Origin of the sequence: Desulfovirgula thermocuniculi DSM 16036 (assembly GCF_000429345.1) — a bacterium.
In the GTDB taxonomy this organism is placed as follows: Bacteria; Bacillota; Desulfotomaculia; order Desulfotomaculales; family Desulfovirgulaceae; genus Desulfovirgula; species Desulfovirgula thermocuniculi.
The window spans coordinates 1-11,245 of sequence record NZ_AUBR01000076.1 but is presented as its reverse complement, the minus strand read 5'-3'; the positions used below and the strand labels follow the sequence as shown (position 1 = coordinate 11,245).

Here is an 11,245-nt window from a genome sequence, read left to right as displayed (position 1 = left end):
CGCGGGGGTAAGCCGCAAAGGCCCCCAGTTTGTTCCATATCGGGGCGAGGGTCTCCACCGCCCGCTTGGCGAACGCCGGGAACTGGTGCTCCCAGAAGCTCCTGAGCACGGGGTCGTTCGCGACCCTGGGCAGGGTGGCCGCCCGCACCTGCTCGCTGGACAGCAGCGGCTCCAGGGAGAGGACGGTCTGCCCGCCCACCCGCGCCAGGGTGAGCAGTGCGTTCTTGAGGATGTGCTCCATGCGGTATCCGACCCCGGCGGGGAAGAGGTCGCGGAGCATGTCCACGAACGCGCCCACGGCCTGCTCCTCCATGCCCGGCGGCGCCTCGAGCAGGTTGAAGCCCCGCGGCCGGTCGGTGTCCCGGAAGTGGAGCACGTGCACGCGGTCGGCCACCCCCTCGGGCAACCTGGCGAGGAGGTCGCTCACCGCGTCCCCGTGGGGGTCGATGAAGGTGAACCCCGCGGCGGTGTCGGGGCAGTGCTCCAGCGCCTCGGCCAGCGACAGGCACCAGTTGAGCAGCGTGACCGTCTTGCCGCTGCCCGTCTTGCCGCAGAGGAAGGCATGCGTGGTGAACTGCTCCAGGGGGAGCCAGATGGGCGCTCCCAGGCGCTCTGGGTGGTCGGAGAACCCCAGCCTTACGCGCTGCTTGCCAGACATGGGGGCAGACACGGGTGATCGCCTGCCTCTCCTCAGCTAGCCAGTTTTCTTAGTGCCGCCTCCAGCTTCGTCCTCGCCCTGGCTTTCAGCTCTTCCACCAGCGCCTCCTCCACCGCGCCGGGCACGGCCTCCAGCGCCTCGGCTATGCCGTCCAACACCTTGAGAAAGCCGTCAACGCCGCCGAACACCGGCCCCTCTTTTAGTTGGCCGACGCGGAGCAACTTCTCTGGATCCCCGTTGCACAGGTGGTAGGCGCGGCCGATGGCGTACACCATGTGGCCCACGTCGCGCAGGCTCCTGGCCAGGCGGTAGGTCCTCGCCCTGGCTTCCGGCGAGTCCTTCCCGTAGATGATTAAAGCCGCCTCGGATACCGGGACTCCTTCCGGATAGCGGTTGGCCACGAGGCCGAGCAGGAGTTCGGCGTCTCCCGAAAGTCTACCTCTTCTCCTTGCCACCTTCCTCGCCTCCCCCTTTGAGGACCTTCAGGAGCGGCTTTTTGCCTTCCATGACTTCAAGGACCTGCGCCGCACGGGCCACGGCCAGCCTCAGCGCCGCCTCCAGGAGGCTCAGCGAAGCTGCCCCTTCGACGGCCTCTGCCGTGCCGCGGAGGTCCGCGCCGCCGGCCGCGGGTACCGCACGCAACGCGTCCCCGTAGCGGCCCACCAGGGCGTTCGCCGCCTCGGACAGCTCCACCGCCGCTTCCCTGGCCCTCCTGACCAGCCGGAGGAACTCTCCGCGCTCCGCCCCGCCTCCGGTCTCTCGCTCCTCTTTTTGGGAAACCTGCCGCCTGGCGGCCTCTTCCCTGGCCTCCGCCTCCCTCAGCCTGGAGAGCAGTTCCCTGACCCGGAGTTCGAGTTTTTCCTTCTCGGCCGCCATACTCCTGACCCGCTCCAGGAGGAGTTCGTTCTCGCGCCCGCGCCTGGCGCTCTCTTCCCTCACCGCCTCTAGTTCCGCCTCCAGGGCGGGATCGGGCCTGTACACCACCTTCTCCACCGCCTGCGGGGGCCGGGAGGCAAACTCCCGGAGCTGGCGCTTCAACGCCTCCACCTCTCCCTCCAGGCGGGCCTTTTCGGCGCGGACCCCCTCCAGTTCGCGGGCCAGATCCTCTCCGTCACCTTGCCCCTTCAGGCGGGCAAGTTCCGTAGCCAACTCTCTCTCCCTGGCTTCGGCCCCGCGCTTTTCCTCCTCCAACCTCGCCAGGGCCTGCCGCAGTTCCGCGGCCTGCCTCTCGGCCTCCGCCCTGACCTCCGCCTCGATCCTCCGCCGGAGTTCCTTCGCCTCGGCCTGCTTGAGTGCGGCAACTTCCTCCCCCAGGACCTCATACAGCCTTTTCTGCGTCTCCGGGGAAAGGAAGGCTAGTTCGTAGGCCGCCGTGGTGCCCAGTTTACCGGAAGCCACCAGGGATTGGAGTTCCGGGATGAGGTCGTTGAGCTTGTCAAGCTGTCTTATCGTTCTTTCAGACAATCCGGTCGCTTCGGCAACTTTTGCCGAAGCACCACCTAAAAACTGGGAATACTGGTTGTTGCCGCGCCTGACCCCGTACTGCTCCTTCAACACCCGAATAAGCCTAGCCACCTGCATGTCGCTTAGCTGGCGCCTCAGCAGGTTATCCTTGATGAGCAGGGCCACGGCCTCGGGCGAGTCGGGGTCAATATCCCTGATAATTGCCGGGACATGGGAAAAGCCCAGTTCCCTCGCTATTTCCCACCTCTGGTGCCCGGCAAGGATGGTGTGATCGCGGGCCAGGATCAGCGGGGTCGCGATGCCGTTCTTCCGGATGTCTTCCAGCATCTCCTGCCTGATGGTGTCAGGCAACGGATCAGGAAAGAACTCCGCATTCTTCGGGTGCGGCTTGAGAAGATCGATGGGAACCACAGTGACCAACGAAAACCACCTCCAAAAAAAAAGAAGAAACCCGGCCGAATCATCCGGGTTTCCCGGAGGTCGTCTTGTTCGCTCAAAACTCCACGCTGTCCAAGCCGCCCGCGTTATTGCTGGGGGAACCGCCTGCAGGCCCCGTTCCGCCCTCGATGGCCAGCGGGTAGAGTTCCTTGAACGCGGAGCGGGCCTCCCGCACCTCTTCGTCGGAAGCGTCCCGCACTTTCTCGAAGACGAGCCTGGCGGCGCGGCGCCCCTCGCGTTTCTCCAGCCGCACGCGGGTCACCACCCGGCAGGGGTGCGTCCCGGCTTTCCCCTCGCCCCCCTTCCCGTACGCAACGGAGTTGACGTACCTGACGAGGCTACCCAGTTGGGACGAAGGCATATCGAAGTACCAGAGTTCGCGGGAAAGGTCGGAGGGCACGAAGTACACGCGGGCCGAGAGGGGGCACCTGCGGCACTCCTCGCAGGAAATTTCCGTCTTCATGTCGGCCAGCCTGCCCACCTTCCCGTCGCGGCTGAGGCAGGCCACCCTGCCATCCTCGAACCTCGTGCGGCGCGGCTCCACCTTCGCCAGGAAACCCTCGATGGAGTTTTCCGCCCTGCCGTCGGGAAAGTCGAACGTGCCCGCCCCGTGGTTGAGCGTCAGGCGAGAAACCGCGGATCCCTCCGGCAGGACCTCGAGCATCTCTTCCAACTCGCGGGCCAACTCCTCCTCGAGGCCGTCGCCCAGCGTGCCGGTTCCGGGAGCGCCTATTTCTTCCCTCCCTCCGTCCCGCGCTTGGGGTTCGGGAGGCCGGCGGACCTCTTCTCCCGCCCCTTCCGTCTGGACGCTCCACGGGCCGCGCACGACGGGCCTCACAGTGCCTCCCATGTAAGGGGCGAGGTCTTCCACGGTCACCCTCTTCTCCACTTCCCATCAACTCCTTTCCGTTTCTTCCTTACCGAGCATCCACGGCGGCGGCGCCACGGTGCGCGCCACGTCCCGCTCCAGGTAGGGCCACGCGGACGTGTCCGGGCCGGGTATGGCGAGCAGGCACGCTAGTTCGGAACTGTTCATCAGCAACCTTTCCCCGGCCAGCCCGGCGGCCACGCGCTGGTCGGGGGCGAAGCGGCCCGACATCTCGAGGCGGTTGTGGCCGCCCAGCCCCCTCAGGTTTGCCATGGCGTCTTTTACGGCCTGCTCGGCGGCGCCCGGCGGGCCGCCCCGCGCGGCCACCCTCACCGTGACCTCGAAAGCGCGCTCGGGCGGGCGGAACCTGTCCCGGATCTCTTCCGCTAGTGCCAATTGCGAGGGGCGGAGGACCTTGAGTTCCTTGTACTTTTGCACAGCACTACTCTTGCTGGCAGAGTGCCCCCCGCTGTTCTTGCCGCCGAGGGCGGGCGAACTCAGGGCTTCCTTCACCTGTGCCGCCAACTCCGCGAGGGAGCCGCCCCCCGGGAGCATGCCGGAGAGCTTTGCCGCCTCGCGCTCGGCCCGCGCAAGGACTTCATCGGTCGGGCGCGCCCAGAAGCACACGTCGAGTACCGCCTCGTGCGCGGCGTGCTTGCCCGCCCCCAGGGCCGACAGGGCGGCCGCCAGCGAGGACGGCTTGCCGTCGAGCCGTGCCAGCGGTAGCCACGGCCCGCCCCTGGCGTAGAGTTCGGCCGCCGCCCCGCCCTCCCACGAAGTCACGGGGCTGGCCGCGGGCGACAGGGACACTTTGGGGTACACCCCCGCAAAGGCGCTCCTCACCGCCCCGGCTTCCCCGGGCGGACAGCCGAAGTAGAGCGTCACCTTGCCGCCCGAGACGTGGGCCAGGAAGCGGTACGACAGCGCCGGGGAGAGCCGCGGCGTGCCCGCGCGTCTCTTCGGCCCCAGCAGGCGGCACGGGAACTCCCGCGCGGCCTTCCAGTCGTACTCGTAGTCGTTGGCGGGCATGACTTTGAAGTACTCCCTGGGGTCACCCTTGTCCTTGAGGCCAAAGGAAGCTAGCAGTTCGTTCAGAAAGCGCATCGTGCTCTCAACTCCCCTCGATTGCTCTCGCGACGGCCCGCAACAGTCCTGCCAGCGCCCTGCGGAGGTCGGTGGCGAAGTGCCCCGCACCCTCCCCGACGGCACCGGAAAGGCCTCTACCGTCCCCGGGCGAGGGGATCGCGCTGGCCACGTCTACCGCGTGACTCCAACCCATCCACAGGACCGCCAGAAGGAGGAGCGGCCTCACCAGCCACGCCTCGAGGGCGTCGCCCGTGACCACCACCGGGGGCACGGGCAACCGGAACCTCCGCGGCCGGGGCCACAGCAGCGGCACGGGCTGCGGGTTGAGCATGTCCAGCAACAGGTGGCTCAGGTACCCCGCGAGGAAGCAGAGGGCCAACCCCCACGGGGCGGCACCGCCCGCAACCCCCGGGGGCAACGCGGCGAGCAGGCGCGCGGCGGCCCACCACGAGGCCAAGGAGAAGGCCGCCGCGGCCAGGAGGCCGTGCGTCGCCCCCCGGTGGCCGAAGAGGGCGTGCACGGCGTCGGACACCAGCGGCACCCTCTTCCCCAGGAAACTGCCGGGGTGGTCGACGTCGGGCAGGAGGCCGCCCAGCGCGCCGGCCCCGGCGGCGAGCCACGCCGGCGCGGCGCCCGCGGGTAGCGCCCCCGCCGCCAGGAGCGCGGCGGCCGCCCCGCCGAGGGCGTGCGTCGTGGCCATCACGCCTACCCACCCCCTTTCAGGGCCGCCGCAACGGCGAACCACGCCGTGGCGGCCAACGCTGCCGCAAAGCCCGCTACGACGGCCGCGACACGCTTTTTGTCTGGCACCGGGCCAGCGGCGTCCGCGGCGTCGCACAGGAACCACAGTATCCCCGGCAGGGCGAGGAAGGCGAACGAGCACAGCTTCGGCCAGGGCAGGACATAGCGGGCCACGCCGAGGAACACCGCGTACACCGCCACCACCGAGGTGATGTTGCGGAAGAGCATAGCGGGCACCTCCCGAGAAAAAAAAGAAGAAACCCCAGTAGCGCTACCGGGCCTCAGAGCGTGTTGGCCAGAGCCGTAAGGAGGCGTTTCAGGAAGAGCCTCAAGGCCTGTGCTTCCTTTTCCGCCCGCGCTTCCTCGAGTGCCTTAAAGATCATGTGGAAGCTCTCGATGATACCGGAGAGCACCTTGCTATTGCGCCCAGCAACCGCTTTCAGCTTCTCGAGCTGGTGATTGCAGAGCGCCACCCTCCCTTTACCAAAAAAAATCCGCCGCTGAAGGCCCCGGCTTTTAAGCCTGGGGATGAAAGCGGCGGATTTTTTGGTAAGTTGCCGTGGTACCCAACTTTCCCTGGGAAACCAAATGCTGAAGTTTAGGAATTAGGTCGTTGAGTTTGAGAAGTTTCTTGAAATTAATTACATCTTCTCCAACTTCTCTGGCAACATCATCCAGCGTTTTCAAAGGAGAATTTTTCTCCTTTGATCGCCTATCGTCACCCTGTCGCACCCCCCAATACCGCTTCAAAAATTCCGCCCGCTTTGCTTTCTTGATGGGATCGTCGCAATAGCGCCTCTCCTCGTTGTCGGCTATGAGCAGGTACTCCAGGTACTCGGGGTCGCCGTCCACGATCTGCACGGGCACCTTTTCGAAGCCGAGCTCCTTCGCGATCTCCAACCGCAGGTGGCCGGCGATCGCCGTGTAATCGGGAGTCACCTTCAGCGAGTCGCGGATGCCTTCCGTCGCTATGCTCCGCTTTATTTCCTCATAATACTTTTCCGGCGACGGCCGGGAAAAGTACTCCCCGTTCTTCGAGTGCGGTTTCAAAAGCTCGATGGGAACCTCGCTCCACACAACAACACTCTCCTTTCCACCAGGTTTTACCTCTACCGACGATCCCAGCGATCGCCCTCCTCCGGCTCCAGTAGCGGCACGGGACTATCCGGGTGGGGGTGCACGCAACCGCACTCCTCGTCGTTCCAGGGGCAGTCCGCGCGCTCGGACACGCACCACCACCTGTCACACTCCCGCACGCGGAGGCACGGCGCGCCTTCGCCCCCCGCGTCGGAGAAGTACCTGCAGGGGCCGCTCCTGGCGCCATGTGCGACCCCCGGGGCGGCCTCGGCGACCAGGCAGGACGCGCTCTCGGGGTCGAAGTAGACACAGCAGGCGCAGTCACAATCCTTCCTCATGGGCGGTCTCCCCGCTTTCAGAACAAGACTCTCGCCTATTCTCCCGGCGGCTTCGTCGGCAACAACACATAGGTATAGGCCTGGCCTTCTTCCCTGCCCTCCGGCCGGAAGACCGCGGCTCCGAGCGGCCCGTTGAGGCCGAGGAAGATGCCACCATCCCCGACCGCGCGCAGGCCCTCGGCCAGCCACCGCCAGTTGAACCACACTTCCACGGGTTCGCCCTCCACGGTAGCCCGCAACTCTTCCCTCAGTTCCCCGGTCTGGGTGCGGGCGGCGACGGTGCACCTCCCCTCCCCAAACGAGAGGGCCACCAGCGGCGGCGACAGCGGGTCGTTTTCAACCAGCATCCCGGCCCTCTCCGCCGCGGCCAGCAGTTCCCCGGCGCCGAGCCGGGCCGCGGTGGTGGAGCCCGAGGGGATCACCTCTTCGTAGTTGGGGAACCGGGCGGCGATCAGGCGCGCGTATAGTTCCGCGCCGCCCGGCAGGAGGAAGTGGATGTAGCCGTCGCCGATGGCGGCCTCGACCGCGCCCTCCACGCCCCCGCTGGCGAGCCTCTGGACCTCCCTGAGGGCCCTGAGCGGCACTACGGCGTCCGCCCCCTCCGCGGGGCCGCCCCCATTAGTGGCCAGGCGGCACTCGGCCAGCCGGAAGGTGTCCGTGGCCACCAGCCGCAGTCCGTCGCCCACAGGGCGGAACAGCACCCCGTTGAACGCGGGCCTGGCCGGATCCGTGGACGCGGCGAAGAGCACCCGCCGCAACGCCTTTCCGAGGGTGCCACCGTCCACGGAGAAGCGGGTTTCGCCACCGGTGCGTTCTGGAAACGGCGGGTATACCTCCGGGTCGAGGCCGCGTAACGCCGCCCCGGAGGACCCGTAGGCGACGCGGAGCGTCGCGCCGTCCGGCCCCGAGCGCAACCCCACGGGGCCGTCCGGCAGCCTGCGCACCAAACCCGCAAGCAGGTGGGCGGGCGGGGCGGCCGCCCCCTCCCCGGCCACTTCAGCGGGGGCCGCCACCCTCAGCCAGACCTCGCCGTCGGATGCGGTGGCCAGTAACGTGCCGCCGCGGGCCTCCAGTAGCAGGTGCGAGAACGCGGGTTGGGGCGAGTTTTTCGCCGCCACCCTCTGGGCGGCTTCGGCGATCTCCATGAGATTTTTCCTCTCGATTGCCAACTCCACGGTGTTTTCCCCCTTCCGCCGACTCTTTTGGTTGATAGCAAAACAAGCCATCGCCTTCTCCGATACCAGCAGGTCGGAAAGGAATCCCGTGCCGCCTGCCGCGTTCGCCAGACGCCTACCCCAGCGCGGCCAGGAAGTCCTCCGGGTCAAACCCCGGCCCGCCAATGTCCCCGGAACCTGCGCTGGGATCCGCCCTGGGACGTGACAGTACCCCCTCCAGCGCTTCCAGCCTCGCCAGCAGCGCGTCCAGTTTCTCCAGGCACGGCGCACCGAAGCGGGCGTACCAGGTAACGGCCCGCGACACGAAGGAGGGCAGGTCGCCTTGAGCGTCCAGCACCACCGCCACGTCCGGCGGCACCCTGAAGGCCACCCTGTAGAGGGGCACGGAAACCCACCTACCCTTTCAGCGCCGCGCCTCATCGCGACGCCATCCGCAGGAACCCCAGGGCGTTGGCGAACGTCGGGTCGTCCACCACCCGGGCGCTGGGGAGGGAGCGGGCCAGTTCGGCGCCGAGCGCCAGGGCGCCTCCCCCGGCCAGCAGGGTCAGCGTGATGAACTTGGCCCAGTCCGCCCAGGCCGAGAGCACCTGCTTGGACACGGCGGTAGCGACCTCCGCGGCGGCCTCCCTGTACGCTCGCGAGAGGTCGAGCTCGCGGCCGCGGTACCCCACCGGGCGGCCCTCGGCCGCCGCGCGGAGCACGTACCCTTCCAGGCGGTGCGGCAGTGGCTCGCCCGCCGCCTCCCGGAACGCGCGGGCCACCTCCTTGGCGAGCAGGTGGCACCCCACCTCGAGGCTGCCGGAGGCCTCGGGGACGGGCCGCCCCGCCTCCAGGTCGACCAGCAGGTAGTCGACGGTGAGGTGGCCGACGTCGATTATTCCGGCGAACCCGTGCCCCGGCAGGCCGTCCTGGGCGAACACCACGCCCACGCCCTGCGGGTACACCCGCACCTCGCGGAAGGAGAAGTACCTCTCGGGGCCGCCGTCCACCGACGCCCACGCCGCCAGCCGGGACAGCCTCTCGCGGAGGGCGTCCCTCTGGGGGCGGTAGAGCGCCAGGGGGAGGCCCACCGCCAGCCTGGGCACCTGGCCAGGCAGGTGGCCCTCGCTTCCCGCCCCGGCGAGGTAGCACGCGGCCAGCAGCAGGACGTCGTGCATCTCCGCGGGCTTCTCCGCACCGAGGAAGCCCGAGGCGAGGAAGCTGGCCCGGGCGGCCTCGCCCACGAGGTAGGACTCCGCCCCTCCCCCCGGCGGGCGCAGGGAGACGGTGTGGCCGGGCGGGCGGCCGAAGAGGTCCCCCACCCCCAGCGAGTCGCCCCTGTCCGGGGCCACCAAGCTGGGGAAGACGACACGGCTTCCGGTATCGGAAACCGCTTTTACGAAGCCGTAGCCGACGTCGCAGGCAATGACTTTGGCCGACATCACCGATCCCCCGTTCGATGTGTGACTCACACAAAAAAAAGGCGGCCCGAGTGGGGTATCTAACACCCCACTCGGGCAACCCCTAGTCGAGCAGGTACAACTTGCTCAAATAGAACCATCCCTTGTATCCCGCTAGCCGGACCATGATTTCAGTCGGTCGGCGGCGATTCCGACGGGCGTCAATGATTTCGTATGCCTCCCTGGTCGGCCCCCAGGCGGCGTTGCGCCGCACGCGGCGGCCGACTAACTCTCGCGGATCCACCTCCGCCAGCCACTTCCTTTTCTGACAGTAGCTGCAGAGTCCCTCTTCGTTAAGTAGGTGCAGGAGGCCGGGCCTCCCGCACACGGCGCAGAACCGCCTCTCTATATTGTCACCTCCTCCTATGCCCGTAAGGGCCTAAGAGGCTCCTACCGCCCCTTTCCGGACCTCTCTCAAGCGGTCTTTAACGGCGCGGGGCTGGTGGGGTGTTCGTGGAGGCACGTTCCGCCGCCATCGTTCCATGCGCAGGCGGAGTGGTCGAACACGCACCACCATTCTCCGCTCTCCTTCTCCCGGTAGCAGGGCGGATCTTTTCTGGATCTCCTCTCCCAGTACGGGCAGGGATCCACTACGCCGTAGCCAGGGTTCTCCCCAGCGATGCAGGCGCGGATGAGGCAGTTGGGCGGCCCCCATCCGCGATCCGGATCCTCTCGATAATAATTGCACCCCTCGCAGAAGCCTTGCTTTCTCACGTTTTTAACCCTCCTTTGAACTCTAAAAATGTGAAAGCCTGGCAAAAGCGCCTGCTTCCGGCCGCTCCATCGATCCTCTCTCCCAGCTCCGTCTACCCCGTGGCCACCAACTCCGGCGGGCACTCCTCCCACCGGGCCAGCGGGGTGCGCGGGCCGTACAGCTTCCGCAGGCGGGCGAAGTCCTTCGCGGTGCGCCTGTAGCGGTAGCCCGCAAGGACTTCACCGCCGGGCAGCTTTAAATAAGCTGCCCACACCTGCTGGCCCCACACGTCCTTTCCGGCGGGCACGTAGCGGTGGGTGGCGGTTTCATACATTTTGAGTTTCGCCATTGCGCCCACTCCCTTCCGCTACGCCCAGTTTTTCCAGGGCTTCTTTTAACCCTGCCGCGCAGTCCGGGCAGAGAAAACCCAGCATATTTCCCTCCCGGTCGTAGGCGGCGTGGGCTTCGATGCGCTCCCGGTTCCCCGCCCACTGGCGAGCGGGCTTCCTGCAGTACCCGCAGGCCCCCCAGCGGAAGAACCTGCGGGCGTCCTGGCCCCTGATGCATACGGTCTCAATCCTCACGCCGCGCACCCCCCTCCGCCGTGCCCTGCCAGAGGGCCTGCCAAGCTTTTTCCAGGGCCTTCACGGCCTCCTGACGTTGCTCCGGAGGCACGGCCTCCAAGGCGTGCACTAGATCCTCTCCCGGTTTGCGCCCCCGACGGGGTGGCAAATTCAAAGCGTGCTCAAGCACCCTCTTGGATATGCCTTTCATCTTCTCGCGGCGGGCCTCTCCCCCTGGCCCGCCTCCCTCCTTTCCGGGAAGTTTTTTCAGGGAAAAGGCGGGCCTGGGGAGAGTGGCCCGGAAAAGAAGCGGGAGAGAAAAGCCTACGCGGCCTTCTCCCCCGCGTTCTCCACCAACTCTATCAGCGCCCGGGCCACCTTCTGCACCGCCTCCCCCCACTCCAGGAGCTTTTCCGCGTCCCGCACCCAGTCGGCTACGTACTCGAAGGTGTAGTCGCTGGTGTCCATCCCGAAGTGGGCCGCGGCGATGTAGGCGGCCCCTTCCGCGATGGCCTCCCCGCGCTGGTAGGCCACCTTCCGGCCCAGGGTCAGATAGAACTGCGTTCCATCTAACCCCAGCCTGTAGGCCAGTCCGTGGGCCACTTCGTGCAGAAGCACCTTGGTCCGAAGGCCCTCATCCAGCGTGGGGTCCAACCTTATTTCCCCTGTGCGCGGGTTGAACTCGCCCTTGGCGCCGGGCGTGG

At 67.2% G+C, this 11,245-nt stretch carries 17 protein-coding genes and 1 pseudogene; all 18 read right to left on the bottom strand.

The features are described 5' to 3' along the window. A partial coding sequence (locus tag G454_RS0113680; protein ID WP_027719054.1) for a type IV secretory system conjugative DNA transfer family protein occupies positions 1–658 on the bottom strand: 658 nt, incomplete at its 3' end. Between the two features lie 32 nt (positions 659–690). Further along, positions 691–1,113 carry a hypothetical protein gene (locus G454_RS0113675; protein WP_027719053.1) on the bottom strand — a complete coding sequence of 141 codons (423 nt, stop codon included), beginning with the start codon at positions 1,111–1,113 and terminating at the stop codon, positions 691–693. Continuing rightward, a complete protein-coding gene (locus tag G454_RS19320; RefSeq protein ID WP_245574421.1) occupies positions 1,094–2,533 on the bottom strand; it encodes a ParB/RepB/Spo0J family partition protein in 1,440 nt (479 codons plus the stop codon). Before G454_RS19320 ends, G454_RS0113675 begins: the two co-directional genes overlap by 20 nt. 82 nt (positions 2,534–2,615) lie before the next feature. After that, entirely contained in the window at positions 2,616–3,449 is an 834-nt protein-coding gene (locus G454_RS0113665; RefSeq protein WP_027719052.1) for a hypothetical protein, read from the bottom strand. Positions 3,450–3,455: 6 nt separating this feature from the next. Next, a complete protein-coding gene (locus G454_RS0113660; protein ID WP_027719051.1) occupies positions 3,456–4,532 on the bottom strand; it encodes a hypothetical protein in 1,077 nt (358 codons plus the stop codon). 7 nt (positions 4,533–4,539) lie between these two features. Then, positions 4,540–5,214 (bottom strand): metal-dependent hydrolase, encoded by a 675-nt coding sequence (locus G454_RS20550; protein WP_245574420.1) that lies wholly within the window; start codon positions 5,212–5,214, stop codon positions 4,540–4,542. 5 nt (positions 5,215–5,219) lie between these two features. Further along, positions 5,220–5,483, bottom strand: a complete 264-nt coding sequence (locus G454_RS0113650) for a hypothetical protein (protein ID WP_027719050.1) — start codon at positions 5,481–5,483, stop codon at positions 5,220–5,222. Between the two features lie 53 nt (positions 5,484–5,536). Continuing rightward, positions 5,537–5,728, bottom strand: coding sequence for a hypothetical protein (locus G454_RS19310; RefSeq protein ID WP_035107928.1), 192 nt, complete (start codon positions 5,726–5,728; stop codon positions 5,537–5,539). Between the two features lie 43 nt (positions 5,729–5,771). Then, a complete protein-coding gene (locus G454_RS19305) occupies positions 5,772–6,332 on the bottom strand; it encodes a ParB/RepB/Spo0J family partition protein (RefSeq protein ID WP_051276451.1) in 561 nt (186 codons plus the stop codon). 32 nt (positions 6,333–6,364) lie between these two features. Continuing rightward, positions 6,365–6,670: a hypothetical protein gene (locus G454_RS0113640; protein ID WP_027719049.1), complete on the bottom strand. Its 306-nt coding sequence runs from the start codon at positions 6,668–6,670 to the stop codon at positions 6,365–6,367. A 35-nt stretch (positions 6,671–6,705) separates the two neighbouring features. Then, positions 6,706–7,845 carry a DNA polymerase III subunit beta gene (gene dnaN / locus G454_RS0113635; RefSeq protein ID WP_169719368.1) on the bottom strand — a complete coding sequence of 380 codons (1,140 nt, stop codon included), beginning with the start codon at positions 7,843–7,845 and terminating at the stop codon, positions 6,706–6,708. A 115-nt stretch (positions 7,846–7,960) separates the two neighbouring features. Next, positions 7,961–8,230, bottom strand: a complete 270-nt coding sequence (locus G454_RS21840) for a hypothetical protein (RefSeq protein ID WP_027719047.1) — start codon at positions 8,228–8,230, stop codon at positions 7,961–7,963. A 31-nt stretch (positions 8,231–8,261) separates the two neighbouring features. Continuing rightward, a complete protein-coding gene (locus G454_RS0113625; protein ID WP_035107926.1) occupies positions 8,262–9,266 on the bottom strand; it encodes a ParM/StbA family protein in 1,005 nt (334 codons plus the stop codon). 432 nt (positions 9,267–9,698) lie between these two features. Continuing rightward, positions 9,699–9,998: a hypothetical protein gene (locus G454_RS21560; protein ID WP_156896808.1), complete on the bottom strand. Its 300-nt coding sequence runs from the start codon at positions 9,996–9,998 to the stop codon at positions 9,699–9,701. Between the two features lie 92 nt (positions 9,999–10,090). After that, entirely contained in the window at positions 10,091–10,327 is a 237-nt protein-coding gene (locus G454_RS0113615; RefSeq protein ID WP_156896807.1) for a hypothetical protein, read from the bottom strand. Further along, on the bottom strand, positions 10,305–10,562 hold the full coding sequence (locus tag G454_RS0113610) for a hypothetical protein (protein WP_027719043.1): 258 nt from the start codon (positions 10,560–10,562) through the stop codon (positions 10,305–10,307). Before G454_RS0113610 ends, G454_RS0113615 begins: the two co-directional genes overlap by 23 nt. Continuing rightward, positions 10,552–10,752, bottom strand: a complete 201-nt coding sequence (locus tag G454_RS21555; RefSeq protein WP_027719152.1) for a hypothetical protein — start codon at positions 10,750–10,752, stop codon at positions 10,552–10,554. Before G454_RS21555 ends, G454_RS0113610 begins: the two co-directional genes overlap by 11 nt. A 113-nt stretch (positions 10,753–10,865) precedes the next feature. Further along, positions 10,866–11,245: pseudogene (locus tag G454_RS21835) on the bottom strand (hypothetical protein); the annotation flags it as partial.

Excerpts from the sequence above, each read along its gene's own strand:
- G454_RS0113660 (WP_027719051.1), bottom strand. The coding sequence starts at position 4,532 with ATGCGCTTTCTGAACGAACTGCTAGCTTCCTTTGGCCTCAAGGACAAG.
- G454_RS20550 (WP_245574420.1), bottom strand. The coding sequence starts at position 5,214 with ATGGCCACGACGCACGCCCTCGGCGGGGCGGCCGCCGCGCTCCTGGCG.
- G454_RS0113650 (WP_027719050.1), bottom strand. The coding sequence starts at position 5,483 with ATGCTCTTCCGCAACATCACCTCGGTGGTGGCGGTGTACGCGGTGTTC.
- G454_RS0113640 (WP_027719049.1), bottom strand. The coding sequence starts at position 6,670 with ATGAGGAAGGATTGTGACTGCGCCTGCTGTGTCTACTTCGACCCCGAG.
- G454_RS0113625 (WP_035107926.1), bottom strand. The coding sequence starts at position 9,266 with ATGTCGGCCAAAGTCATTGCCTGCGACGTCGGCTACGGCTTCGTAAAA.
- G454_RS0113615 (WP_156896807.1), bottom strand. The coding sequence starts at position 10,327 with ATGGCGAAACTCAAAATGTATGAAACCGCCACCCACCGCTACGTGCCC.
- G454_RS21555 (WP_027719152.1), bottom strand. The coding sequence starts at position 10,752 with ATGAAAGGCATATCCAAGAGGGTGCTTGAGCACGCTTTGAATTTGCCA.